We start from the raw sequence: 25,872 nt of genomic DNA on the forward strand, positions 1-25,872 counted from the left end.
AGATCCCAAGGGTGCGGGTTATGCGCTTAGGCCATGATCGATCGCGGCGGGCAGGCTGAGGACCACGAGCAGTCCGCCGCCGTCCTGGCGATCTTCGAGCCGGACCGTCCCGCCTGCCAGCTTCATCGCTTTCACCGCGATGGACAGGCCGAGGCCGCTGCCCGCTTCGTTCGCGGTGCCGCGCTCGAAGCGGCGCAGCAGGCGGTCGCGATCGGCCGGGGGCACGCCGCAGCCCCGGTCGCCCACGGTAATGGCAAGGCGATCGGAACTGCGGACGATGGCGATGTCCACTTGTCCGCCGTCCCGCGCATGGACCGTCGCGTTGCCGATCACGGCCGAGAGTGCGATCTGCAGCGAGGAGGGGTCGCAGCGCCAGCGCACGATGTGATCGGGCGTGACGGAGAACTCCATCGTTTCCGGGGGCAGATGGATCAGCGTTTCGGCCACGACGTCCGCCACCAGTGCATGGACATCCACCGAGCGGGTGGACACCGCCGTCGCGTTCAGACGGGCAAGGGTGAGCATCCCGTCGATCAGGTCGCCGGCCCGGTCCACTACCGCGAGCAGGCGGTTCGTTTCCTCCTGCTGCGGGGCGGGCACGCTCTTGCGCAGGAGCTGCGCCTGCGCGCGGATCGCCGCCAGCGGCGTACGCAGTTCGTGCGCGACATCGTCGGTAAAGGCCTGTTCCAGCTCGTAGGCCTGGTCGAGGCGAACGAACAGCTTGTTCAGCGCGACGATCAGCGGGCCAAGGTCGCGCGACCAGTCGCCGCGCGCCAGCGGTGTCAGGTCCGCCAGCGAGCGGGCGTTCAGCGTGCTTGCCAGCCGCTCGACTTCGGACAGGCTCTTGCGCAGGGTCCACCAGAGCACGAGCATGCTGGCCGCGATCAGCAGCAGGAGCGGCAGGGCCAGCTTGCGCAGTACCGGAACCATCGAGAATTCGCGCATGGTGTCGCGTTCCGCCACCACCACCAGCAGGCGGGGATCGCGGCCAGGCAATCCGTAACTGCGCCAATGATCGCCCACGGCGATGAAATCGTGCAGTCCGGGTTGGCGCGGCACGAGGCTGACCGGCGCGCCCCAGCCGGACTGGGCGACCGGCTGGCCCTCCCAGAAGACCGCGAACATGCACCAGTCGTAGGAGGCGTGAAAGGCCTTGCGCTCCTCGTCCGAAAGCAGAGGGTCATCGTCGAGTTTCTGCGGCTCTCGTGCCTGATCCTGCGCCTGATCCTGATTTTGCCCGCGGGCGGCGAGCACGCCTGCGGTCAGCTCGTCCTGCATCATCATGTAGAGCAGGCGCGAGGCGTTCACGAGCTGCGCATCGGAAGCGCGGCCGATCTCTCGGTTGGTGACGGAATAGAGGATCGCGCCCATGCCCAGGCCCGTCAGCGCCAGCAGGATCAGCACGCGGCGATAGAGCCGGCTGGAAAGCGACGAGCGCTTCATGCGTGCGGCCCGCCCACCATGTAGCCGAGCCCGCGCGCGGTGCGGATGAAGTCGCGCCCGAACTTGCGGCGCAGCGCGGATATGGCGACTTCGACGGTGTTCGATTCCACCCAGTGCTCCTGGTCGTAGAGTTCCCCTTCGAGGTCGGCCTTGGAGACGAAGCGCCGGGCACGCCGCATCAGCAGGGCGAGCACGCGAAATTCCTTGGCGGTCAGCGCCACCACCTCGCCCTCCAGCGAGGCGACGTGGCCGGAGAAATCCAGCGTCACTTCGCCCACGCTCACGCTGTCGGCCGAGCGGCCGTCCTTGCGCCGAAGCTGCGAGCGGATGCGCGCGGCCAGTTCCTCTAGGTCCACGGGCTTGACCACATAGTCGTCGGCGCCGGCGTCCAGCCCGGCCACGCGCTGGCGAGTACGGTCGAAGGCGGTCACGACGATCACCGGCGTTGCATTGCCCTCTGCGCGGAGCTGGCGCAGCACCTCCAGCCCGCCCATGCGCGGCATGCCGAGGTCCAGCAGGATCACATCGTAAGCGTTCACGCTGGCCGCTTCGAGGACGTCGTCGCCCCGCGCGAAGAGATCGACCACATAGCCGTCCAGCTCCAGCGCGCGCTTCATCGCCGGGCCGAGGTCGGCATCGTCTTCGGCAACCAGCAGACGGGGCAAGGGCCAGGCTCCCAGAGCAAGTGAGCGGCACGGATCCGCCGCGGCAAGCCTTTCGCCTATGCCAGCTTTCGGGGGCCGTCAAACGGGCGAAATATCTTTTTCGCGCCATCAGCCTCGCATCAGCTTCGGGGTCTAGGGCCTGTGGATCGACCTGAATTCAGGCGGCGCTTTTGCAGGAACCCCCCTCCGCCACACCCGGCAAAGACCGGCAGGCGGAGCCATCACGGCCCATTCGAATATGACCATCCACCTGTCTCCGCGCGATCTCGCATCCTGGATCGTAACCCGTCCCTCCCATGGCCCGGCCTTTCCGGTCTCGCGACGGAAGGCCCGAAACCCCCTCGCACCCTGTGTGGCGCTGATAGGCCTGGACGGGTCGGGAAAGTCCACCCTGGCCAGCGATCTCGTTTCGCTGCTCGACCGCCGCTCGCCCACCCGCTCGATCTACCTCGGGCTCGGCACCGGCGATCTCGGCCGCCGGATCGGCGGGATTCCCGTGATCGGCCGACTGGCGGAGCGCTTCCTGACCGGCAAGGCGAAAAAGGCGCATGACGGCAAGGCGCATGACAGCAAGGCGCATGACAGCAAGGCGGGGCCGGAGCGGGAGAAGCGCCTGCCCGGCCTGGCGACGGCGCTGGCGATGTTCGGCTTTTCGCTGGCGCGCAGGCGGCGCTTCCGCAAGGTGCTCGATTTCCGCCGGCACGGTGTGCAGGTCATAACCGACCGCTATCCGCAGGCCGAAGTGCCCGGCAGCTTCGATGGCCCCGGCCTGTCCTGGATGCGCAAGGGTTCGGCGCTGGTCCAGCGCCTGGCCTCGCGCGAGCGCGCGCTTTACGCCGAGATGGCCGCCTATCGCCCGACACTGGTGATCCGGCTCAACGTCGATGTCGACACGGCACTGGCCCGCAAATCCGATCACCAGCGCGACATGCTGGAGAAGAAGCTCGCAGTGGTGCCCACCTTGCGCTTCGGCGGGGCGCAGATCGTCGACGTCGATGCCACCCGCCCTTACCGCGAAGTGCTCGAAAGCGTGCTGGCGGTGCTGCGCCGCCATGGCCTCGAGGCCTGAAGCTTCGCGTTCCGGTCTTCCCCTGCGGCAACACGATCGAGCCGCTGCCCCATCGATTTTCAGGTTTCCAGATGATCCGTAATTCCCTTCCTCCCCTCATCGCCGTCGTCGGTTGCGACGGTTCCGGCAAGTCGACCGTCACCGAGGCGCTGCGCCTCTGGATGAGCGCGCGCCAGCCCACGCGGATCTGCCATCTCGGCAAGCAGTCCGGCAATATCGGCCGCCGCATCGCGCGCCTGCCGCTGCTGGGCGGAAAGCTCGACAAGTCGATCCACGCCAAGGCGCAGAAGGCCCAGACCGACAAGGGGCCAGGCGTCCTGGCGGCTATGGTGATCTACATGTTCTCTATGCGGCGCGTGCGCCGGTTCGGGCGCATGATGAAGCTGTGGGAAGGGGGCCATGCGATCATCGCCGACCGCTTCCCCCAACTGGGCGTGCCGGGGCCGATGGATGGTCTCGGCCTGGCCGGTGCGGGCGGGGGCGGTCTCGTCGGCTGGCTGGCACGCTCGGAGCGCCGCCGTTACGCGGCGATGGTGGTCAATGCGCCCGATCTGGTGCTGCGGCTTAACGTCTCGCTGGAGGTGGCCCTGGCGCGCAAGCCCGATCACCGCGCTTCCTCGCTGGCGCGCAAGGTGGCCGACGTGCCGCGACTCACTTTCGAGGGCGCGCCCATCGTCGAGATCGATGCGGATCTGCCGCTTGAACAGGTGCTGGCGCAGGCCAGGGCCGCGATCGAGCGCCGTCTGGCGGAGATCGAAGCGCGGGACCTTGCCTCCGACAGGAAGGCGGCGTGATGAAGTCTCTCTCCATGAAGCACTGGTTTGCCGATGGGGTGTTCCGCACGATCGTGCGCAATGCCTCCTACCTCGGATCGAGCAAGCTGGTCGGTGCGCTGCTGGGCCTGATCGCGCTGGCCTGCGCCGGGCGCGGACTGACGCCGGCCCTGTTCGGCACGCTGGTCATCATCCACTCCTATGCCAATGGCGTCGGCGCGCTGGTCAAGTTCCAGACCTGGCAGTTCATCGTGCGCTATGGCACCCCGGCACTCGGACGCGGTGACCTTGGCGAATTTCGCGACGTCACCGGCTTCGCTTTCGGGTTGGACTTTGCCAGCGGACTGGTGGGCCTGGCGGGGGGACTCGTCCTGCTGCCGTTCCTGGCTGCCTGGTTCGGTATTCCCGCCGAAGATGTGCAGCTCGCGATGCTCTACTGCACGCTGATCCCGACAATGACGGCGGCAACCCCGACCGGCATCCTGCGCGTGCTGGACCGGTTCGACCAGATCGCCGTGCAGCAGATGGTCACCCCGGCACTGCGCGCGCTGGGCGGCGTGATCTCCTATTTCGGCGGCTTCGGTTTCGCCGGCTTCGTCGTCACCTGGTATCTGGCCGACCTGCTGGGCGACTTGTGCCTCTGGGCGATGTCGGTGCAGGAACTGCGCCGCAAGGGCATTCGCGGCGCGCTGCGTCCCGGCCTGGCGGGACCGGGACGGCGGCTGTCGGGCGCGTGGGACTTCGTGTGGACCACCAATTTCGCCCATTCGATCTGGGCGGCCTGGGGCCCGGTGAGCAACCTGATCGTCGGCGCCTTGCTCGGGCCGACCAGCGCGGGCCTGTTCAAGATCGCGGCGACCTTCTTCGATTCCGCCAGCAAGCCCGCGGATCTCATGTCGCGCAGCTTCTATCCGGAGATCATGCGCCTCGACCCTGCGACGCGCCATCCCTGGCAGCTTGCCATCCGCAGCGCGATGATTTCCGGCGGCATCGGCTTCGTGATCCTGCTGGCGGTGATCCTGGGCGGCGAACCCGTGATCGGGCTGGTGTTCGGCAAGCGCTATGTCGAAGCCTATGACCTGCTTCAGCTCATGACCGCCTCGCTGATCGTGACGATGGCCAGCTTCCCGCTGGAATCGCTGCTCTACATGGCAGGACGCCAGCGTTCGGCGCTGGTGGCGGAAGGCGCGGCGGCGGCGGGCTATGCGGTGCTGCTTTTCGTACTGATCCATATGTTCGGCATCACGGGCGCGGGGCTGGCCTATGTCGCGGGGGTGTGCCTCAAGGCACTGTTCATGTTCATGCCCACGCTCTGGGCCTATCGGGCACGCGGGACGCTTCCGCATATCATGGCGTAGGAGGCGCACGCATGAGCAGGCATTTCCCGCAGGAAACGCTTGGCGCGCTGTTCGACGCCATCGAGATAGACGACGTGGTGGACCCGGTGGTCAGGCTGCCCGATCCGATCACGGTCGAATGCTCGCAGGAGGAGATGGCCCGCTGCCTGGACCTGTGCCGCCAGTTTTGGCGGGAACGGGCAAGTCAGGCGGAGATGCGCGCGCTTGTCGGCACGCTCCTGCTGACCGGCGACCTGCCGCAGGACGCCCGCGCGCGCTACAAGCATATCCGTGCGGCCTACAAGCAGCTGCGCTTCGCCCTGGTGCTCTATGGCCGCCCGCACAAGGCGCCGCTGCTGTTCCGCACGACGGTGGCGATCATGGGGCATCTGCAGGACGCGTTCCGCAACCGCCGGCGCGCGGCGATCCTGGGTTTCGCGCTCATGCTCCGCGTGCTGCTGGCCCGGCCGGCCTGGGCGGCGGTGCGGCGTGAGGTGGGCAAGGTGCGACTGGACGATGCGCAGGGCTTCCTGGCCTTTCGCAAGGCCGAGTTTCGCAAGCTGAGGGGCTGGCTCAGGGACGGGGCGCTGACCGGGCACCGCTTCCACATGATCCGCAAGGTCGTCAGCCGCCAGGTCTCGTTCTACGACACCTTGCGGACGCTGGAACCCGACGAGCACGCCTATCGCATGTCGCGCTTCCTCAGCGCCATCAACGGGCTGATGGGCAGCATGCACGACGATCTCGTGGAACAGGCCGGCAAAGGGCACCGCGACTACCACCGCGACGATGTCCCCATGCCGGAAGACATTCTGGTCCGCCTGCAGGCCCTGACATCGGCCTATCCGGCATGATGGGCCGTCAGGATCGGCACCGGCATCGGCATTGGAGTCGGGGGCGGAGCGGCCCCGCCGTCACCCCGACAGCCTAACGCCATCCCTTCTCGATCACCGCCCGTTCCTGGGCGGCATCGAGAGGATCGCCGCGCATCATGTCCTGTGCGGCGGCGAGCATGTCGCCCTGCACCGAACCGGCCTGCCGGTAATCGCTCGATGGCCCGCCGCCGCCCGCCATGGTGCGTTCGAGCAGCCAGGTGCCGTCTCGCCGGCAGGCGATGCCCGAAGTGGCCGTGCCTGCGAACACGCGGCAATAGTCGCCGCCCTGCCGCCTGAAACTGGCGAGCATGCGAAGGCCGTCGACATCGCCTGCGGATGCCAGCTGACGATCCAGCGTTCGCGCCAGCGAACCCGAAGCGGCCAGCCCTGCGCGCGTCTGGGTGACCGGGCCTTCGCGGTGCAACTGGCTGCCGAGCATCAGCCCGAGCACCAGTGAGGCGGCGATGGCGAAGGCCATGCGGCGATCCGCGAAAATCGGCACGTTCGGGCGCCTGGCTGCGCGATCGCGCGCCTTTTCGGCTTCCTTGCGCCGGGTACGGGCCGCAGCAAGGTCGACGACTTCGGCGGGTGAGGGGGCGGCTGCGGGGGCGGGAGCGGGGGCGACCTTGTCGGTCGTGGCCTGTCCGGCATCCGCGGCGGCGGCGCGGGCGATGAGGTCGGTCAGCGCAAGGGGTACCGGCTCCTGCGCAACCGGATCGAGGCGGCCGCGCAGCGCGGCGCGCAGGCCGCGCTCCGCCTCCAGCCGCCGGGCGAGGACGGGATCCGCAGCGATTGCGGCTTCCACGCGCGCGGCCTCTTCGCCGGACAATTCACCATCGGCCAGGGCCATGAGCTCTTCGGGGGTCACGCTCATGCGGTTTCTCCAAGTTCCTTCAAAAGCGCCTCGCGGCCGCGGCCGAGGCGGGAGGTCAGGGTGCCCTGCGGAATGCCGATGATCTCGGCCGCTTCCTTGTAGGCAAAGCCCTCGACCAGGACGAGCACCACGGCTTCGCGCTGGTCGGCGGGGAGGCGCGCCAGCGCCCGATCGACATTGCCAAGCTCGACGCGGTTTTCCGCATCGCGGTCTCCTGCCATGCCCACGTTCGTGCCCTCGTCCTCGTGCACGAACGTTCGTGCGCGGCGGCTGCGCGATCTCGTCTCGTCAATCCACTGGTTGCGCATGATCCGGTACACCCAGGCATCGAGCCGCGTGCCTTCCTGCCACTGGCCGCGGGCCACCAGAGCGCGTTCGACGGTGGTCTGGCACAAGTCGTCGGCATCCGCCGCGTTCTGTGTCAGGCCACGCGCGAAGCGGCGCAGGCGGGGCAGCAATGCCGTCAGTTGGTCGCAGAAGTCGTGCGTTCTCATCGAAATATCGTTTCCGTGAGGATGAAACGTTCCGATGGCACCGTTTCATCCTTGAGCGCCACCGATTTTTGCTGTGGGAACGAGGAATGGGTCGAAGGTCTGAAATGCGTGCGGTGCTGGCCGCGCTGATACTGGCCGCGCTGGCGGCCCCCGCCGCCGCGCAACTGGGATTGCCGGGCGGGTTGGATCCCCTCGGCACGATCGATCGCACGCGGTCGGCCGTTTCGGGTGCTGCCGAGAATGTCGTCGACCGCTCGGTTTCGGGGCTCTCCACGATTGCCGGCAATGCCGGCCAACTGGCGCAGGACCGGCTCGGGCGGCTGCGCGATTTCGTTGCGGCCCGGCGCGGCAGCGTCGACTGGGACGAACGCCACGAACCGGCCCGCGCCGGCGAACTGCTGCTGCTCGATCCCGATGCGGACAGCCTCGCACGGGCGGCGGAGAAGGGCTTCGCGCTGATCGAACAGGCCGGGATCGCGGACCTCGGCATCGCCTATGCCCGCCTTTCCACCCCGAAAGGCGAGCCGCTGGCCCGGGCCATTGCCGACTTGCGCCGCATCCTGCCGGGCCGGGAGATCACGGCAGACCATTTGCACTTTCCCTCAGGCGCTGCCTCGGGAAAGAGCGGTGCAAGCGCGGCGGCAACCGCGCTGCCCAAGGGCGGCACGGTGGGCGTGATCGATGGCGGGATCGCCGGATCGGACCGACTGGCCGCGCAAGGCGCCTTTGCGGCCGGGGCACCGAAAGCGAGCGACCATGCCTCGGCCATCGCCTCCTTGCTCAAGGGGGCGGGCACGACACGGATCTACGGCGCCGATGTCTACGGCACCGATCCTGCGGGCGGCAATGCCCTGGCGATCGCGCGCGCCCTCGGCTGGATGGCGGCGCAGCGGGTGCCGGTGGTCTCGATCAGCCTGGTCGGGCCTGCCAATCCGCTGCTGGCCCGCGCGGTGGCAGCGGCGCGGGCCAGGGGCATCGTTGTGGTGGCGGCCGTGGGCAATGACGGCGCGGCGGCGCCCCCGGCCTTTCCCGCGTCCTATCCCGGCGTCGTCGCGGTCACGGGGGTCGATGGGCGCGGGCGCGTGCTGATCGAGGCGGGTAGGGCCGCGCATCTCGACTATGCGGCGCCCGGCGCCGACATGACGGCGCTGGTGCCGGGCAAAGGGCGCATCGGTCTGCGCGGCACCTCATTTGCAGCGCCGCTTGCCGCCGCCCGGATGGCCGCGCGGATGGGACCGGGCCGCGACGTCGGCGCGGTGTTGCGGGCGACCAACACCGAAGCCCTGGCCCCTTCACGGCGGACCGGCCGCGGCGTGCTCTGCATGGTCTGCCGGACCGGCGGCTGATCGCGCTTTCGGTTTTTTCGGCGCGCCGAGGGATGAAACCGGCAAGGCCATCCGTTTCTCTCCCAGACCCTTCGCAAAGCGTTTCGGCGCGGCGGTGGACAGGACGAGAAGAGGAAAGGAACCGGAACGATGAAGATCATCCCTGTGAACAAGACGCGCGGCGTGAAGACTCTCTCCAAGGCCAATCTCGGCGCGGCGCTGGCGGCTGTCGCCATCGCCATGGCTCCCGGTGCAGCGCAGGCCCAGCTTCTCGGCGGTGGCGGCGGCCTCGGCGGCAGTCTGGGCGGGGCGCTGGGCGGTTCCTTCGGGGGCAGCATCGGGTCTGTCGGCAATTCGATCGAAGGCATGGGCAGCGGCGCCGGCGACATGAGCGTCACGCGCAGTGCCCGTTCGGCGACCGGATCGGCTTCGGGAAGCGGCCGTGGCAGCGCCAGCAAGAAGGTCACGGCGCCCGCTGTGTCCGCGCCCGACACCTCCGGCGCCAGCGAGGCCGTTTCCAACGCACGCGGCTCGACCAGCGGACTTGCCGGATCGGCCGTTTCGGGCGTGACATCGCGGGCCGGATCGGCCCCGGATACGCTCGGTTCGCTCGCCGGCAACACGGCGGCTTCGGGCAGCGGTGCCGTCTCCGGTGCGGCGAGCCATTCCGCGTCTGGAACCGGCGCGAGCGGCTCCGCGACGGGTAATGGCGCATCGAGCGGCAACCTGACCGCCCCGGCACTGCCCGATGCCACCGGTACAGCCGGCGGTGCCGCCTCCCGCCTTGCAGGGACCGTGGGATCCGCCCGCGACATGACAGCCAGCCGCGCATCGGACGCAGCCTCTTCGGCGCAGAACACGGCTTCGACTGCGAATGCGCAAGGCTCCGGCACTGGCGAGGGCACGGTTTCGGCCGGAAAGCACAATGCCTCGGCCGCGGGCGCAGCTTCGGGCTCGGGTTCGGCCAGCGGCGGCTCCGTCAGCCTGAGTGCCTCGGCAAACGGGAACTGAACCGAAAGCCCCAGAAGCGAAAGCAGGAAACCGTACTGTCAGGACAGGACGGAGGAAACGAAACCCGCGAAAGCTCACCACGGCTTCCGCGGGTTTCGATGTCGCTGCGCAAGCCTCGCCCGATGCTGACCGATGAGGCTGCCAAGGCTACAGACTTTTCGCGCAGGGTGCGCTGGCAGGCGGATTTAACGATATGGAAATCTGCCACCAGCAAGTAATGGTGTGACGCGATTCCGCGCCGATGCTTTTGAAACGATTTATGGGGCCAGACCTTCGATGACTCCCACCATGGCTGTTAACGACCTGGCGAGCGCTGCGGCGCCGGGGATGGAAGTCGATCCGGCGGTCTACAAGACCCTGCTGGAATCGACATTGGCCATTCCATGGAAGATCGACTGGGCGACGATGCGCTTCGCATACATCGGCCCGCAGATCGAACCGCTGCTTGGCTGGTCGCAGGAAAGCTGGATCTCGGTAGAGGACTGGGCCTCCCGTATTCATCCGGACGATCGCGAACATGTGGTCAATTTCTGCGTCTCGCAGTCGGTCGCAGGCAAGGACCACGAAGCGGACTACCGGGCGTTGACCAAGGATGACGGCTATGTCTGGATCCGCGACGTCGTGCATGTGGTGCGCGGCGAAGGCGGGGAGGTCGATAGCCTGGTCGGCTTCATGTTCGATATCAGCGAGCGGAAACGCATCGAGCACGAACTCATCAAGATGCAGAAGAAGCTCGAGGCGCTCTCGTTCGAGGATGGCCTGACCGGAACGTCCAACCGGCGCCATTATGACGAGCGGCTCAAGGCGGAGTGGAAAGGCGCCCAGACCGGCCAGCATCCGCTTTCGCTGATCCTGCTCGATATCGACCACTTCAAGGATTACAATGACTTCTACGGCCACATTCAGGGCGATGAATGCCTGGTCAGAATAGCGAACGCGCTGAAGGAGATCGGAATCCGTCCTCGCGACGTGGTCGCTCGATGCGGCGGGGAGGAGTTCGTCCTCCTGCTCCCGGAAACGAACGAAGCTGCCGCGTCCGTACTGGCAGAGCGTTGCCGCGCGGCGATCGAAGGCCTGCATATCCGGCACGAACGGTCCAGTTGCAGCGCATTCGTGACCGCGAGCGTCGGCGTCGGGACGGTCATTCCGCCTTTCGACAGTGATGCGCTCCATTTCTGTGATGCCGTGGACAAGTTGCTCTATGCGGCCAAGCAGGAAGGTCGCAATCGGGTCCGATCGACAGTCTCGGCATAATTGCGGCTGCCGTCGGATGTGATGATCCGGGGGGCGGGCCCACTGCGGGCATCGGCTCGGGGACGGTCATCCGGCATCGTCGTTGAGGACGCGTTCGAACACGCCCAGATTGAAGGCGAGGTAAATGGCATGCCTTCGGTTGATCGCCTTGAGCTTCAGGCAGGCATTTCTTAAGTGAAACCGCACCGTCGTGTGGCTTATCCCCAATGACCTGGCGATCACGGCATCGGTTTCACCTTCCGCGCTGAGCAACAGGGTCTCGAATTCTCTGGAAGAGAGGAGCGGTTTCTCATCATGGGAATTCGCATCCATCTGGAGTGCTCCGGCGCGCATGGCCTAATGTTGCGCGAAACCATTCGGTGCTGATCGGGTAGCCGAATGGCCAGGCGGGGGATTTTCAGGACGCCGCATATCCCGCGTCGACGTGAAGGGCATCGCCGTGTCCATGCCGATCTCCATATTCAATCCGTTCGTTGGCTCAGGAAGGCATAGACGGGATCGTCTTTGCCCCGACAGCCGTGGAGATCGAGCGCGGCGTACATTCCGCCCGTCATGTCGCGCGTGCTGGGTTCGCTGCGCGCCCAATCGAGTACGAACGTACGATCGGCTATGGCCCAGCGCCCGTCGCGGCGTTCGAAACGGTCTACATAGCGCCCGCCCGTGAGCGTATCCGTCTTCTCGTTGCCGCGGCTGGTGGACACGGCGATCACGTAGGTTTCCCCGACCGCCCCGTCGCCTTCCACCTCGATCCACTGATTGGCGATCGAATGGAAGGTCTGCTCGTAAGCACTCTCCACCAGCCTGCAGATCTCGGAGGCGAAGTCGCGGCCGTTGCCGTTGAACACACCGCTGACGATGGAGGCGTCCTCATGGAACACTTCCGACAGCAAATGCGGGTCCGCGCGGTCCACGCCGCGGCAGTAGGCCATGGTCACATCCGCGATCTGCTGTCGAGAGATCACTGCATCGATCGCCTGTTCGCTGTGTGTCATCGGCTTTGATCCTTTTGTCCTGTTCCTTGCATAAGCCTGGGCAAGCAGCGCGATCCCGGCGTCGGCGGCCCCATGCCCGCCTGTCGGCAACTGGCTGCCGAGCGAGCCCACGCCCGGCAGAGGCAATCCCCCGTCCCAGTTGAGGCTGGTGTCCAGCACGTAATTGCGCTGCGTCAGGCGCCAATGGCCGGAGCGTTTGTCGTGCCGGTCGAGGTAACGACCGCAGATCAGGTGCTGCGTGGCCGGTCCCTGCGCGCCGGCGCTCGATGCATAGGCCATGACATAGCTTTCGGAGATTGCCCGGTCGCCGTCCGTCTCGGTCCACATCTGGCCGGTTCGGTGCAGGGTGACCGGGCCGGCTTTCTGGGCCTCTGAAAGAATGGCCACGAATTCGGATGCCGCGCCGGTGAAGAAGCGGTAGTCCACGAGTGCATCGTCATGATAGCAACTTGCCAGCAGGCCCGCGTCCGCACGGTCCACGCCCCGGCTGTGACGGGCGAGCACGTTTGCGATGTCCTGGCGATCGGCCAGCCAGCCAATGTCCCGGGTGCCGGTCATCGCAGGGTCTCCCCATTGTCGATGACGATATGAGTGCCCGTGATCTGGCGCGATTCCTCTGAAGCCAGGAACAGCACGAGGTTGGCAACGTCATCGGGACGCCCTTGGCCATGCGCATGGACCTGATCGAGCCCGGCGTCGTCCTGCGGCAATTGATCGAGCGCCTGCCGGGTCATCGGCGTATCGTGGGCGCCGGGCGCGACGGCGTTGACGCGGATGCCGTAGCCCATGTCCTGGCAGTGTACCGCGACGCTGCGGGTCAGGGCGATGATACCTGCCTTGGCCGCGCTATAGGCCGGGATCGCGGCAATGCCCTTGAGCGCCGCGACTGACGCGACATTCACGATCGAACCGCCCCAGGGTCCGTCGGCCCTCTTGGTCATGTGCGGCAACGCGGACTTGCAGCCCAGGAAGCAGCCCTCGACCATGACCTGCATCTGAAGCCGGAAGGTCTCCAGCTCGCATTCCTCGACATTGCCGAAACGGACCAGCCCGGCATTGTTGACCAGTATGTCGAGCCGGCCGAAACGGGCCATCGTCTTCGCCACGACGTTGCGCCATTGGTCCTCCTCGCGGACGTCGTGCTGAAGGAACATGGCGCCCGGTATCGAGGCGGCGACCGTGCGGCCGCGATCGACCTGGACGTCCGTGATGACGACACTGGCGCCCTCCGCCACCAGGAGCCGTGCATCGGCCTCGCCAAGGCCGGAAGCGCCTCCGGTAATGAGCGCGACTTTGCCTGCTACGCGGTTCATCCTGCTCTCCTTCCCATGCGCATGTCAGAAATCGAAGCTGAACGAGCCGCCCCACTGGCGCGGCGGGGCATAGCCGGCCAGCCCGGCATAGCCCGGACTGTCGTAGACGGTCGAAAGATAGCGCGAATCCAGCAGGTTGGTCGCCCATAGCCCGATGGACCAGACGCCGCCGCGCGGCTTGTAGGTCAAGGAGGCGTCGACAAGGTGGGTGGGCTGGATTTTCGAGCGCGGGGTGTCGAGGATCGCCGTGTAATACTTGGAACTGGTGTAGGTATAGCTCACGTCGCTGACCAGATCGGCATCGTCGCCCAGCGGGATCACGAAGTTCGCGCCGAAGCTGCCGTTCCACTTGGGCGCGTTCTGAAGCCGGTAGCCTTCCAGGTCGAGCGTCTCCCCGCTGAGGGGATCGCCATAGAGGAAGGTCTTGTACTTCGCGTCGAGATAGGCGAGCGAGGCGCGCAGGGTCATGCCGTCTACCGGGGCCGCGGTGGTTTCCAGCTCGAATCCCTTGATTTCGGACTTGCCGGCATTGAGGATGCGGTTGCCCTGGGTATTGGTGTCGGTGTCGAAGTAGATCTGCGCCACCTGCATGTCGCGATAATTGGTGTAGAACGCCGCAAGGTTGACGCGCAGGCGGTGATCCAGGAAGTCGGCCTTCACGCCGGCTTCGAAAGTATCGACTTTCTCGGGATCGTATGGATTCTCGCCGTCGGCGGGCACCCCGACGCGTGCCGTGAAGCCGCCCGACTTGAAGCCGCGCGCCCAACTGGCATAGAGCAGGGTGTCGTCGGCGATTTCATAGTCGGCGCCCAGCTTCCAGCCGACATTGTCCCAGCCTTTGCTGCCGCCCACGGTGAAGCTGTCGATGACGGTATTGCCCTCGCCGGTGTAGTTCGATCCTGCGGCCGCGCCGATGCTGGTGATGAGGCTGGGGGCCGATTCCGTCCGCTCGTGCGTGTAGCGGATGCCTGCCTGAAGCTTGAGCCGGTCGGTCACTTCCCAATAGGCCTGCGCGAAGCCGGAAATGGAGTAGTTGTCCTGATCCTGCAAGTTGGTCTGGAGCAAGCCCGGCGCCGCGAATTGCAGGCGGTAGGCCTGGATGTGATCGTAATGGTCCTTGAGGTAGAAGCCGCCCACCAGCACGTTCAGCCTGTCCGAGAGTTCCAGATTGGTGCGCAGCTCCTGGCTGAACTGCCAGCCCACGGTTCGGCGGTACGTATCGTTGAGGAACAGGGGGGTACCGTCCTGATCGGTATATTCGCGGAGCTTGAAGCGCTTGTATCCGGTTATCGCGGTCCAATCGCCCAGGCCGGTATTGCGCCAGTTCATCGTCAGCGTGCCCGAATAAGTGTCCATGTTGGACTGATCGGGAACGGAATTGTTGGCGCCGTAATATTTGTCTGGCGCTATGCACATGCCGTTCGTGGCGCAGGGGCTGACGTACATTCCCTCGGTGCCGGGGGCGACGTAGAGCACTTCGCCGGGCCGCGCCCCGTTGATGACGATGGGCGATCCATTGCGGGCATTGACGTATTCGCCCTGAAGCGTCGCATCGAAATTGGCGCTGGGCGTGAAGCGCAAGTAGGCCCGCACCGCGTCGAGGTTCTTGCGCCCGAGGTCCGATCCGTCGACCACGTTCGTCACCCAGCCCTTGCGCTGGGTATGAATGCCCGCGACCTTGAGCGAGAGCACGTCATCGACCAGCGGCGCTTCGATGGAGCCGGTGAGGTCCATGCGGTTGTAATTGCCGTAGACCGCCTTGACGTGACCGCCGAACTTGCCTGTGGGCTGGGCGGTGACCACGTTGATGACGCCGCCGGTGGTATTGGCGCCGAACAGCGTGCCCTGGGGGCCGCGCAGCACTTCGATGCGGTCCACGTCGTAAAGGTCGAGCAGCGCGCCCATCGAGAAGAACTGCGGGACGCCGTCGACCACGATCGACACCGTATTGCCGGCGTAGGGGTCGGGTTCGATAACGCCGATGCCGCGCACGGTGAAAACGGCGCTCTGCGGGGTATTGGCGAAGTTGTCGATCTGGACGTTGGGAATCTGGCCCTGAAGCGCCTGAAGCGAAATGCCCTGGGTGCTGGCCAGTGCTTCGCCGCCCACCGCCGTGATCGAGATCGGCACGTCCTGCAGGTTCTCGGCCTTCTTCTGCGCCGTGACGACGATCTCCTGGATGCCCACCGGCATCCTGCTTTCGGGCTGGCTGGTCTCGGTCGCGGCGAGTTGCCGATCATCCTGGGCGCTGTTCTGGGCGCTATTCTGGGCGGGGGCCGCCTGCGGCAGGATCATCGCCCCGACAGCAAGAGCGAGGGGTGAGCTTGCATTGAGCCAGTTCTTCATCTTCCTACTCCCAACTGTTCTGTTTTTTATGGTTAGAGGTCGTTTCCCCGAACATGGCGGGCCAGCCGCCGGAAGTGGCGGGGGAACGCCGGGATCGGCTTGGCGCAAGATGCGTCGCTCATGGTTGGCGGTCCCGGTGCCGGGACCGGCGCGCCTTCAGCGGCGGCCTTCGAGGTAGTCGTTCAGCACTTCGTGGAAGAAGCGCACCCGGGTTTCCTGCGCGGCCAGATAGGCGTCCTGGTACCCGCGGGAGTGCATTCCCCGTTGCTGGCCTTCCGCCAGAAGCATGTCCTGATAGACGATCTGGTCCCTGATCTCGGGTACGCCGCGGCCATTGTCGAAGGCGCGGCGCTGCATCTCCGCCTCGCGCAGGGGCTGGGGACCGGCCATGACCGATTCCACCACGCTCTGCCCCGCAACGGGGAAGGCCATGCACCACAAGTCGAACGTGCATTTGTTCGGATCGGTCGGATGCGGTTCGGTCCGGAAGAACACCAGATTGTCCGGCAGGAAGCTGATCGTGACATTGGGGAAGATCACCGTGTGCGGACTGTCGGTGATCTCCTCGTCGTCCATGTTCTCGTAGTGGACGTAGCCGCGCTCCTTCCAGAGCCGCTTTTTCGCGGCCTTGAGGTCGAGCCAGCCCTGCATCGCCTTGGTTTCGAAATCGGGATAGGACTGCGGATCGATGTCCCAGGCCTGCAGGATCGCATCGAAGGGATGGTCCACGCCCTCGGGCAGACGGTCCGAGAGGGAAGGGCGCATGGGCTGGACGGTGCGGCCATGGCCCCCCGGCCACATCTCGTGCCGAGCGGTATCGACGTCCTGGTCGATCCATGGCGGCACTTGCGGATGGGCGGTGCGGGTGTGGTAGCTTTCCGAGAAGTTGTCGGTGGCGAACTTCCAGTTGGTGTCGAGGTCGATCTTCATCCAGAACACGCGGACGGCGGTATCCATCGGATAATGGCGATAGAGTTCCGGCATCGGTGCCAGGAAATCCAGAAGTTCCGGGGCCTCTTCGTCCATCGTGTACCACACGAAGCCGCCCCAGGTGGCGCAGCGCAGTTCCTTCAGCTTGAGCTTGCCGCAGGGATTGCCCTGGGGAAAATCCTCCGGATCCTGCGCCTTTGCCAGCACGCCGTCCTTGCCCCAGACCCACCCGTGATAGGGGCACTGGAAGGATTCCTGGGAGCTTGAATTCCAGACGAGGCGTTGCCCGCGGTGACCGCAGGTGTTGTAGAACGCCTTGATCGCGCCGTCCTCCTGGAGAACGCAGAACACGGATTCGTTCATGAAGTCATGGACGATGTAGTCGCCGGGTTCCTCCAGTTCGGCAGTGCGGCCGGCGACATGCCAGATGCGGGTCCACATGTGGTCCCATTCGCGCTGCATGAAGGCGGGGGAGGTGTAGCGATCGCCCGTGATCGGATCGCCCCTGAGGTTCGCAGCGTCGCGCCCATCCAGCGCGGACGCAAGGGTGCCTTGCCTTCCCATCTCGTTTTCCTTCCGGCATGTGCCCGATCCGGCCCGTCCCTTGTCAGGACCCTGGCCGGCGCCTCTCTCCTGGCGCACCGCTTTGCCCGAAAGCCTGCAGCCGCCTGTCGAGAAGAAGAATAACGAATTTGGTCGGTCGACCTACCTGTTAAAACAATCAGGCCTGCAGGCTGACGAGGCCCGCCGTGAAGAACCGCAGGGCCGGCTGGGCGATGTCCTCAAGCTTACGGGCGGAAAAGTGGCCATCGGTAAGATCGTCCAGGAACCCGGGATCCTGCACCATGAAGATCAGGGCCGCCTCGATCAGATAGACGGCGGCAAGAAGGTCGCTCTCGGCCATGGCCGGCAGGTGGATCCGCAACCGTTCCGTGAGCATGCCGGAAATAACCGACAGCTTGGCCAGGATCGGTCGCAATTCCGGCATGCGATACGCGCTCATCAGGTGCGAGGTCATGACGATGTAATTGCGCAGAGGGCTGGCCTCGCATGAGGCGGCGGTGAGGAACGGCAGAATGAAGGCGGTCACGATTTCGCGAGGCCCGAATTCGCCTTCAGCCGCTTCCGCAAGCTCGAAGCTTGCCGCGATCCTGCCCTGCAACAACGGCAGCTTGCGTTCCAATGCCGCATCGAGAATGAGGTGTTTGTTGCCGAAGTGATAGTGGACCACGCCCATTCGGACACCCGCTTGCGCCGCGATATCGCGAAGGGAGGTTCCCAGATAGCCGTTTTGCGCAAAAAGCACTTCGCAGGCATCTAGAATCGCATGGCGCGTTGCCTCTCCCTTGGTGGAGGGCCGTGCGGAATGCTGAATGGCTGGCGTCGACATGTGACAGGTCATCGCTTCTAAACGGCCGTACAGCAACCCGATCTCGTATTAAATCCGCCGGCTTCCCTCTTCCAGGCCCGGTGCCAACCGGGCACCGGGCCTGGAAGGCCATGTTACGGGACACATCCTCGTGGCTCGGAGTTAGGAACGTGCGCAGCAAAGCCAAGGGCGGCGAGATCGTCGGATTCCGGCTTTTCAGTTCGACGGCGGCCCGCGCATCAGGCAGCCAGGTCTTGCAAGGCAAAGCGCAACGGCAGGGATGGGCGGCTTGCGGCGTCAGACCTCGATGTAATAGTCCTTGGGAAAGTCCGCTCCGCCATAAGCCTTGCGCATGGTCCACGGCTGCGCATCCGCTTGCCAATAGCTGTCGCTGGCTGGCAGCCCGAGCGCCAGTAGGCTTTCTGCGGCGATATACATGCTGCCGGCATTTGAATAGACATCGCCCAGGCTGGGCTGGTGCCGGGCGAAGCCGATCGTCAGAAAGCCCTTGGCGTCGAAATTGCTGGGATCGGTGAAGATACGGCGCTGCGTTGCCAGCGTGGCAGCCCGCACCTGACCTTCGGGCAGCTTGGCGTGAAGCAGCCTCCTCCACGCGAGATAGGCCAGCGGCTGGTGGACTGCCGTACGGTAAGTGAGCGACCGGCCGACCGGCGGAAATGCGCCATCCGGGCCGATCATGCGCTCCAACACCTCACCGAAGCGCTGCATCCGCTTCACTTGCGTTGCCAGGCGCTCTGCGGGGTCCAGCTTGTTGAACTTGACACCGGTGCGGACCAGCACATCCAGGATCTGCGTGAGCATCGGATGGATGACGTAGCTGTTGTACATGTCGAAGTGGAAGTGCTCGCCGTCGCCGTACCAGCCGTCTCCGACATACCATTCGCCGAACTTGCGGAGGGCAAGGTCGATGCGGATCGGGTCCCACTGGGCGCCGACAGACAGCAGGAAGGCTTCGTTCATGGCGGCGAACAGCAGCCAGTTCGTGTAGGGCGGCGTTACGTGCCGCAAGCCCTGGATCTCGGCGATGATCCGGGTCTTGGTGGCCGCGTCCAGCGGGTCCCACAGGGTTTTCGGCGCGCGCAGGAGGGCGCTCGTGAAATAGGCCGAATCCACCAGCGGCTGGCCTTCTGCGCTCCACAGCAGGTAGTCCGGGCTCTTGGGATCGACGCTGTGAACGTAGCTTGCCAGCGCCTGCTCCCGCAATTGGGCGCGCAGGCGCGATTCCGCGCTGTTGTCATCGGGCAGGGCGAGCCAGGGCGTAATGCCGTCGATCAACCGGCCGAATGCCTCCAGATAGGCGACCTTGGGATTCCGGCCATCCCAGCTTGGGCTGAGTTCCGGAGACCAGTCCTGCTGAAGACGCCCCTGCGCCATGCGGGAGAGCACCGGCGTCGCCATGCGTTCCAGCAGGCCCAGCATATAGGCGCGGTCATCCGTTCCCGCATGGAGGCCGGCCTGGCCGAGTGGCTTTTGCCCGGCAACGCGGGCAGCGGCGGCGCCGGTCGAAAGCGCTGCGGTGCCCGCCACGGCGCCAGCCAGCAGCGCGCGGCGATCCAGATTCATGGTCATGTTCAGTCCTTTGGAATCGAGAAGTCGAGCGTTTGGGAAGCAGCGTAGGCGTCCCACGCCTGCCGCGTCGCGAACATGTCCTGTCCCTTGCTCCACGCGCTGCCCGAATAGTAGACAAAGGGCTTGCCGGGCAGAACCTTGAGCAGGACGAGGTAATTGTCCGCATCCTGTTTCACTTCGGCAATCATGCCGGGGTCGACGCGGACGGCGATCGCCATGTGGCCATGCGCGCCGTCTTCGGGTCCCCACCAGGAGATCAGGCCCTTGGCGCGATCGATCGTCGCTTCGCCATCGCGCGCGCCGGTCGTGCGCTTGCCGATGCCGATCCCGACCACCAGCGGCGCCGGGGAATCCGATTGCAGGGTCGAGACCATCCGCGTGAAATGCGTGCCGAGCGGCAGCGTGAAGCGGCGTGTCTCCCAGACCTTGCGATCCACATCCACCGGCCATGGCGCGTAATCCACGCTGAAATCCGCCTCCTTTCCGCCGGACTTCAGGATACGCGCGCGCAGGTAATTGCGGGAGGTCCACAGCTTGTTGTCCTGCCAGATGCCCAGCCCACCCGCGCCGCGCCCGGTACCCACGTTGTAGAAGTCCAGGCCTTCGCCGTGATAGCCGTGCTGGTCGCCGCTGCTTAGCTGCCGGTCGGCGAAGGGCCAGGCGACGTTCTTGCCCCAGCTGTCGATGCCCGACCCCGATGGCGGTTCGGCCGCTTCCAGCGCGCGGCCATAGATGCGGTGCGCGGTCTTGTCGTTTTCCCAGAGAAGGTCGTCATAGCGATAGGGGGCGAACTGGGCGACGGCGGCCGGCGTCTTGCTTTTGGGCGGAGGAAGCGGCTTTTCCACCTTGAGCTGCGCGTCGTCCTGCCGCTGGGCGTACAGGCTGGCCGGCGCGCAAGCGATCGCTATTGCCAATCCCGCTGCGATCCTGCTGCGCGCGGATCTGTGAAACTGCCCCATGTCCTCTCCAAGACTATGTGTCGAAGTTGTATGCCAACCTGATAAATTGCTATCTGTCGTTTGCCAAGCGCTTCGTGTAGGAATGGAACCGTTCGGGAGGTTTTCTCCCGTCAACGACGAAAGACTGCCCATGGTGAAAGCCGCCTCCCTGGCCGATATCCTCTACGCGAAGCTGGAGGAGGAGATCATCTCCGGGGTCATTCCCGCCGGCTCCAAGCTGCCCGCCCAGAAGGACATTGCCGAGCGCGAAGAAGTGAGTCGGACCGTGGTGCGGGAGGCTGTGGCCCGGCTGGAGGCGCAGGGCTTTGCGGTCGCCCGTCAGGGGTCGGGTGTCTATGTCTCCGAAACGGCGCAGTACCGGGCCTTTCAGGTCACGAAAGAAGAGCTTTCCGAGCTTTCCGACGTCATCAAGCTACTGGAAATGCGGCAGGCGATCGAGGCTGAAATGGCCGGTCTTGCGGCGGCCCGGCGCACGCAGGCGGATATTGCCGAAATGCGTGCGGCGCTGCGGCGCATGCGCGAGGTGGGTGACGATCCCGCCGCTTCGGCACAGGTCGATAGCGAGTTCCATCTCGCCATCGCCCGGGCGACGCAGAACGATTATTTCGTGCGATTCATCCAGTTCCTGGGCGTGAGGCTGGTTCCGCCGCGCAGTCTCTATCTGCGCAATCAGTCCGAAGACGTGCATCAGGCCTATGTCGGCAAGGTCAGTGACGAGCACGAAGCCTTGCTGGAGGCCATCATTCGCATGGACATCGAGGGCGCCCGCCTGGCAGCACGGCTGCACATGCAGGAGAGTCTGATCAGGCATTCCGAACTGAGCGACGCTATCGCCAGCGGCAATGACGGATCGAGGCCCAAGTAGTCCGACAATTGACAAGCGTCCAAAGTTATATGACAACTCCCTCATCGCGCGACGAATCGCGGATGAGGGAGGATGATCATGAGGGTGGTTACAGCCGCAGTCTCCACGGTGAGCGCTTTGGCAATTCTGGCAGCCTGCAACGCAGCCTCCGCGCAGGAGGCTGCCGCATCTCGTACCTCGGGTGAGGAGCCGAAAGCGGCGCCGGCAACCGAGGAAATTGTCGTCACCGGATTTCGCAAGAGTCTTCAGCAAGGGATCGAGCTGAAGCGTGAGGCCATCGGCGTGCGGGATTCCATCGTCGCGGAGGATATCGGCAAGTTTCCCGAGGCCAATGTCGCGGATTCGCTGCAGCGCATTCCCGGCGTGTTCCTGTCGAGGGACGGCGCCTCGAACGAAGGCCAGCGCATCAGCATCCGCGGTCTGGGCTCGGAATTCACCGTCACCACCATCAACAGCGCGCCCGTTCACACCACGTCATCGCAGAACGTCGGATCCTCGACGCGTGACTTCAACTACGACGTCTTTCCATCCGAACTGTTCGGCCGGGTGGACGTCTACAAGTCGCCGCTGGCCAACCTTGAGGAAGGCGGCATCGGCGGCAATGTCGACCTGCAGACGCCGCGTCCGTTCGACAGCGCGGGCCGGGTGATCCGCTATACCGCGCAGGCCAACTACAATACCCAGTCGAAGAAGTGGCAGCCGCGCGGATCGCTGCTGTTCAGCGATACTTGGGGCGATTTCGGCGTCCTGGTGGGCGCGGCCTATGCCAAGAACGTCAACGAGCGTTCGGGCTTCCAGTCGACCGGCGGCTACAATTCCTCCGCGATCGGTTCGCTGGCCTATCGAGGGCCGACGACCGTGGGCGGGCCGTTCCAGTTCCAGATGGATCTCGACAATCCGCTGGCGAACTATGGCGATCTGACCCGGGACCAGATCAACAACGCTTATTTGCCGCGCTTCTATCGGGTGTTCACATCCAACAATACACGCGAACGCATCGGCATGGTGGGGTCTATCCAGTACAAGACCGATCGCCTGGACGTCAGCGTGGACGGCATATACTCCGAACTGAAGGATGAGGCGGACGAATTCACCTTCGGCGCAGCGGTCCGCAATTCGCGCACGGTGCCCGGCACCACGAGTGCCCCCGGGGTCGGCACGAATTCGGGCATCATCCCGCTCGATGTGCATATCGACGAGTTCAACAATCTTTACGGCACCTTCGGCAACACCAGCTTCATCCAGGAAAGCTTCTTCCGAAACGCCCGCACCCGCTTCAAATACGGCATCGTACGCGCGGTCTACGACCTGACCGACACCATGAAACTGTCGGCGCAGGGCAATCTCAGCGACAGCAATGCGCGCTACACCGCCAATCGTATCACCAGCAATCTCTACGGGATCACCAGCACGTTCGACCCGACGGGCAACGTCACTTATCCCACGATCAGTTCGCCGGTCGATTTCACCGATCCCGCCAACTTCACCGCGCCGGGCCTCGGCTTCTCGCTCAATCGGGAGATCGACAAGGAAAAGACCGCCCGCGCGGTCCTGGACTGGGATCTGGTCGACGATGGTGACCGCACGTTCGCCGTCAAGCTGGGCGGCAGCTATGTGGACACCGGCAAGGAAATCTCGCAGCAGGACGGCAGCAGCATCGCTTCTGCCCAACTTGCCGGGATGGACGTGTTCTCCAACATGGACCCGTACATCCAGTTCGGCCAGATCCGCGACGGTGGTAACCCGGGCTATCCTTCGCAGTTTGCCACGTTCCCGCGCTCTTTCGTGATGGATGATCTGGATGCCAATGCCGCCAACGCGGCGGCGCCGGTCAATCTCAATGGCGCGTTCAAGGCCAATGAGATCGTCAAGACCGCGTTCTTCGAAGCGAACTTCACGCTGCCGGTCTTCGGCAAGGAACTGCGCGGCAACGTGGGCATGCGCTATTCCGACACCTCGACGATCATTCACAACTACCAGAGCGCCGGCGCCGGCGTGTTCCTGCCGCAGCGGCGCGAGGGGGGCTATGACAACTGGCTGCCATCGGCGAGCCTTGCCTATGACGTCACTGACAAGGTCGTCGTGCGTGCCTCGGCCGGCAAGACGATCACCCGCGCGGCACTGACGGCGATTGCCGGCGGCACCGTCGTGCCCAACGTGTTCAATGCCGACGTCACGGTGGGCAATCCGAACCTGCGCCCGCAGATGGCGACGCAATTCGACGCGGGCGTGGAATGGTACTTCGCGCCGGGCGGGTTGCTCAGCATCGGGGCCTTCAAGAAGGACATCGTCGACCGTGCGATGGCGGTGCAGGACTTCGTGACCTTCGGCTCGCTCGGCCTGCCGGACAGCGCCTTCAATGCCGTATCGCTAGGCTTCCCGGGCGGCGACATTCCCGACGATTTCCTGATCCGCCGGACCCAGTACGTCAATCAGGGGGAACTGAAGCTGAAGGGGCTGGAATTCGCCTATCAGCAGAACTTCACGTTCCTGCCCAAGCCGTTCGACGGGCTGGGCTTTACCGGAAGCCTGACCCTGATCGACCAGAAGGGCGACGACTTCGTCACGACGGAAGGTACCCGCGTGCCGATCCAGTTCGTGCCCAAGTATTCCTACAGCGCCACGGCGTTCTATGAAAAGGGACCCTTTGCGGTACGCGCATCCTACAACTACCGCGCGAAGACGGGCATCACTTCGCAGAACACGGGGAACGACCAGATCCCCTATACGGCACCGCAGGGCTTCCTGGACGGCACGATCAGCTACAAGCTGAACGACATGATCGAACTGCGGATCGATGCGCTGAACATCACCAACGAGAACGTCTATATCTATTACTCCGACCCCGACGGTCCGAAGGGCAATGGCCAGTCGCGGCGCGACAACTCGTTCTTCAATGGCACGACCGTCTCGTTCGGCGTTCGCGGCAAATTCTGAGCCACTCCCGGCCGGGCGCCCGGGCGGATGTCCCGGGCGCTCTCTCTTTCGCGAGAGGATGACCATGCAGCAGGTGCCGCAAACCGTCGTGGAGGAGGGTGCAAGGGCAGGCGTGTCCGAAAGGCGGATACCCTTGCCGGGCCATCGGCGGAATGCCGATCGCCACGTTCGTCGGCACCGTTCTGCAATTGACCGGCAGCCATTCCTTGATCTTCATGGCGCCGGATGCGCCATTCTCATCGCCCTTGCGGCGCTTCACCTCATCAGCCCCCGCCTGACCCCGACAGGAGAACTCGCCTCGTGAATATCCGAAACCTGTTCCCCGCTGCACTGATCTGCGCGGCCTTCGCTACGCCCGCCCTTGCGGCGCCGACGGCACAGTCGCCCGTTGCGGCGGCGGTCAAGCTGGCCGACTGGCAGCTGGCCCATCTCGATGACCTGTCGCACATTCCCCGCGCCACGGAGGAGACCCGCAAGACCCGCGGGTGGGAGCAGGCCGTGTTCTGGGTGGGCATGACCGCGCTGGCCGATGCGGGCGCGCCGCCGCGCATTACCGAGGCGGTGCTGGCGATGGGCCGGCGCAACGCCTGGCGTCCGGGCGACAACCTCTATTTCGCCGACGATCAGGCCATCGCCCAGGCCTATGTCTGGGCGGCCGGCCACGGTGCGGGCGCGGCGGCGCTGGCCCCGACGAAGGCGGCGTTCGACACGGTGGTGGACAAGCCGGCCGTCACCACGCTGGCCTTCGCCATCCCGCCCGAAGGCTATGGCGCGACCGAGTGCCTGAAGCGCTGGTGCTGGTGCGACGCGCTGTTCATGGCGCCGCCCGCCTTCGCCGAACTCTCCCGCCAGACCGGCGACGAGCGCTACCTGAGGTTCGCGATGAAGGAGTTCTGGGCGACGACGGACTTCCTCTACGACCCGGCCGAGCACCTCTACTATCGCGACAGCCGTTTCTTCGAGCGGCGCGACAACGGCCGCAAGGTGTTCTGGGCGCGGGGCAACGGCTGGGTGTTCGGCGGCATGGCGCGGGTGATCCCGCTGCTTGGCGCCGGCAGCGCCGACCGCACCCGGATGGAGGCGCTGTTCAAGGACATGGCGGCGAAGGTGAAGAGCCTGCAGAAGCCGGACGGCTACTGGGCACCCTCGCTCCTCGCACCGGAAAATTCGCCGCCGGAGACCAGCGGCACGGCGTTCTATACTTACGGCCTTGCCTGGGGAATCCATCAGGGCCTCTTGCCAAGGGCCGAGTATGAACCCGCGGTGCGGAAGGGCTGGGCGGCGCTGGAACGGGCGATCCAGCCGGACGGCCGCCTCGGCTGGGTGCAGCAGGTGGGCGATCGGCCCGACCAGGTTCTGCCCAGCGATACCCAGTACTTCGGCGTCGGCGCCTTCCTGCTCGCCGCGACGGCAGTGGCGGAACTCGACCGCAAGCCGCGCTGACGGAGACG

The 25,872-nt window shown here is 65.3% G+C and carries 23 protein-coding genes; 11 read left to right on the forward strand and 12 right to left on the reverse strand.

Annotated features, from left to right (window positions below; genetic code table 11):
* Positions 1-18: 18 nt before the first annotated feature.
* Both AC1VV3_RS16445 and AC1VV3_RS16450 read right to left on the reverse strand, forming a co-directional pair.
* Positions 19-1,443 carry a sensor histidine kinase gene (locus AC1VV3_RS16445; protein WP_482962912.1) on the reverse strand — a complete coding sequence of 475 codons (1,425 nt, stop codon included), beginning with the start codon at positions 1,441-1,443 and terminating at the stop codon, positions 19-21.
* The gene (locus AC1VV3_RS16450; protein ID WP_207912989.1) at positions 1,440-2,108 is read right to left on the reverse strand and encodes a response regulator transcription factor; all 669 of its coding nucleotides are present in this window, start codon (positions 2,106-2,108) and stop codon (positions 1,440-1,442) included. Before AC1VV3_RS16450 ends, AC1VV3_RS16445 begins: the two co-directional genes overlap by 4 nt.
* A gap of 352 nt (positions 2,109-2,460) precedes the next feature.
* On the opposite strand from AC1VV3_RS16450, the gene AC1VV3_RS16455 reads away from it, so the two are divergent.
* The 4 genes from AC1VV3_RS16455 (at position 2,461) to AC1VV3_RS16470 (ending at position 6,141) form a co-directional block, all read left to right on the forward strand.
* Positions 2,461-3,177, forward strand: coding sequence for a nucleoside/nucleotide kinase family protein (locus tag AC1VV3_RS16455; protein ID WP_482962913.1), 717 nt, complete (start codon positions 2,461-2,463; stop codon positions 3,175-3,177).
* A gap of 71 nt (positions 3,178-3,248) precedes the next feature.
* Positions 3,249-3,971 carry a nucleoside/nucleotide kinase family protein gene (locus tag AC1VV3_RS16460; protein ID WP_482962914.1) on the forward strand — a complete coding sequence of 241 codons (723 nt, stop codon included), beginning with the start codon at positions 3,249-3,251 and terminating at the stop codon, positions 3,969-3,971.
* Complete coding sequence (locus AC1VV3_RS16465; protein ID WP_482962915.1) at positions 3,971-5,308, forward strand: lipopolysaccharide biosynthesis protein; 1,338 nt, start codon at positions 3,971-3,973, stop codon at positions 5,306-5,308. Before AC1VV3_RS16460 ends, AC1VV3_RS16465 begins: the two co-directional genes overlap by 1 nt.
* 11 nt (positions 5,309-5,319) lie before the next feature.
* Positions 5,320-6,141: a hypothetical protein gene (locus AC1VV3_RS16470; protein ID WP_482962916.1), complete on the forward strand. Its 822-nt coding sequence runs from the start codon at positions 5,320-5,322 to the stop codon at positions 6,139-6,141.
* Between the two features lie 73 nt (positions 6,142-6,214).
* On the opposite strand, the gene AC1VV3_RS16475 is transcribed toward AC1VV3_RS16470, so the two are convergent.
* Positions 6,215-7,036: a hypothetical protein gene (locus AC1VV3_RS16475; RefSeq protein WP_482962917.1), complete on the reverse strand. Its 822-nt coding sequence runs from the start codon at positions 7,034-7,036 to the stop codon at positions 6,215-6,217.
* Positions 7,033-7,530 carry an RNA polymerase sigma factor gene (locus tag AC1VV3_RS16480; RefSeq protein WP_482962918.1) on the reverse strand — a complete coding sequence of 166 codons (498 nt, stop codon included), beginning with the start codon at positions 7,528-7,530 and terminating at the stop codon, positions 7,033-7,035. Before AC1VV3_RS16480 ends, AC1VV3_RS16475 begins: the two co-directional genes overlap by 4 nt.
* A 104-nt stretch (positions 7,531-7,634) precedes the next feature.
* On the opposite strand from AC1VV3_RS16480, the gene AC1VV3_RS16485 reads away from it, so the two are divergent.
* The 3 genes from AC1VV3_RS16485 to AC1VV3_RS16495 all read left to right on the forward strand — a co-directional run bounded on the left by AC1VV3_RS16485 (position 7,635) and on the right by AC1VV3_RS16495 (position 11,120).
* Positions 7,635-8,876: a S8 family serine peptidase gene (locus tag AC1VV3_RS16485; RefSeq protein ID WP_482962919.1), complete on the forward strand. Its 1,242-nt coding sequence runs from the start codon at positions 7,635-7,637 to the stop codon at positions 8,874-8,876.
* 129 nt (positions 8,877-9,005) lie between these two features.
* On the forward strand, positions 9,006-9,866 hold the full coding sequence (locus AC1VV3_RS16490; protein ID WP_482962920.1) for a hypothetical protein: 861 nt from the start codon (positions 9,006-9,008) through the stop codon (positions 9,864-9,866).
* 288 nt (positions 9,867-10,154) lie between these two features.
* Positions 10,155-11,120 carry a GGDEF domain-containing protein gene (locus AC1VV3_RS16495; RefSeq protein WP_482962921.1) on the forward strand — a complete coding sequence of 322 codons (966 nt, stop codon included), beginning with the start codon at positions 10,155-10,157 and terminating at the stop codon, positions 11,118-11,120.
* 66 nt (positions 11,121-11,186) lie between these two features.
* Here the strand turns inward: AC1VV3_RS16495 and AC1VV3_RS16500 are convergent, their stop codons facing one another.
* The 8 genes from AC1VV3_RS16500 to AC1VV3_RS16535 form a co-directional block, all read right to left on the reverse strand.
* A complete protein-coding gene (locus tag AC1VV3_RS16500) occupies positions 11,187-11,432 on the reverse strand; it encodes a LuxR C-terminal-related transcriptional regulator (protein WP_482962922.1) in 246 nt (81 codons plus the stop codon).
* A gap of 149 nt (positions 11,433-11,581) precedes the next feature.
* The gene (locus AC1VV3_RS16505) at positions 11,582-12,670 is read right to left on the reverse strand and encodes a nuclear transport factor 2 family protein (protein ID WP_482962923.1); all 1,089 of its coding nucleotides are present in this window, start codon (positions 12,668-12,670) and stop codon (positions 11,582-11,584) included.
* On the reverse strand, positions 12,667-13,425 hold the full coding sequence (locus tag AC1VV3_RS16510; protein ID WP_482962924.1) for an SDR family oxidoreductase: 759 nt from the start codon (positions 13,423-13,425) through the stop codon (positions 12,667-12,669). The genes AC1VV3_RS16505 and AC1VV3_RS16510 overlap by 4 nt, the downstream gene beginning before the upstream one ends.
* Positions 13,426-13,449: 24 nt before the next feature.
* A complete protein-coding gene (locus AC1VV3_RS16515) occupies positions 13,450-15,771 on the reverse strand; it encodes a TonB-dependent receptor (protein ID WP_482962925.1) in 2,322 nt (773 codons plus the stop codon).
* A gap of 156 nt (positions 15,772-15,927) precedes the next feature.
* Complete coding sequence (locus tag AC1VV3_RS16520) at positions 15,928-17,265, reverse strand: aromatic ring-hydroxylating oxygenase subunit alpha (RefSeq protein ID WP_482962926.1); 1,338 nt, start codon at positions 17,263-17,265, stop codon at positions 15,928-15,930.
* A gap of 157 nt (positions 17,266-17,422) precedes the next feature.
* Entirely contained in the window at positions 17,423-18,127 is a 705-nt protein-coding gene (locus tag AC1VV3_RS16525) for a TetR/AcrR family transcriptional regulator (RefSeq protein ID WP_482962927.1), read from the reverse strand.
* Positions 18,128-18,367: 240 nt separating this feature from the next.
* Positions 18,368-19,660 (reverse strand): DUF2264 domain-containing protein, encoded by a 1,293-nt coding sequence (locus tag AC1VV3_RS16530; protein WP_482962928.1) that lies wholly within the window; start codon positions 19,658-19,660, stop codon positions 18,368-18,370.
* Positions 19,661-19,662: 2 nt separating this feature from the next.
* Entirely contained in the window at positions 19,663-20,574 is a 912-nt protein-coding gene (locus AC1VV3_RS16535) for a DUF4861 family protein (RefSeq protein ID WP_243654259.1), read from the reverse strand.
* Positions 20,575-20,749: 175 nt separating this feature from the next.
* On the opposite strand from AC1VV3_RS16535, the gene AC1VV3_RS16540 reads away from it, so the two are divergent.
* From AC1VV3_RS16540 to AC1VV3_RS16555, 4 genes are all read left to right on the forward strand, one after another.
* Positions 20,750-21,484: a FadR/GntR family transcriptional regulator gene (locus AC1VV3_RS16540; protein WP_482962929.1), complete on the forward strand. Its 735-nt coding sequence runs from the start codon at positions 20,750-20,752 to the stop codon at positions 21,482-21,484.
* Positions 21,485-21,562: 78 nt separating this feature from the next.
* Positions 21,563-24,421, forward strand: coding sequence for a TonB-dependent receptor (locus tag AC1VV3_RS16545; RefSeq protein WP_482962930.1), 2,859 nt, complete (start codon positions 21,563-21,565; stop codon positions 24,419-24,421).
* A gap of 152 nt (positions 24,422-24,573) precedes the next feature.
* Positions 24,574-24,699 (forward strand): hypothetical protein, encoded by a 126-nt coding sequence (locus tag AC1VV3_RS16550; RefSeq protein ID WP_314466970.1) that lies wholly within the window; start codon positions 24,574-24,576, stop codon positions 24,697-24,699.
* A gap of 28 nt (positions 24,700-24,727) precedes the next feature.
* Positions 24,728-25,864 (forward strand): glycoside hydrolase family 88/105 protein, encoded by a 1,137-nt coding sequence (locus AC1VV3_RS16555; protein WP_482963150.1) that lies wholly within the window; start codon positions 24,728-24,730, stop codon positions 25,862-25,864.
* Positions 25,865-25,872: the final 8 nt, after the last annotated feature.

The organism is Novosphingobium sp. BL-S-34 (genome assembly GCF_056857015.1).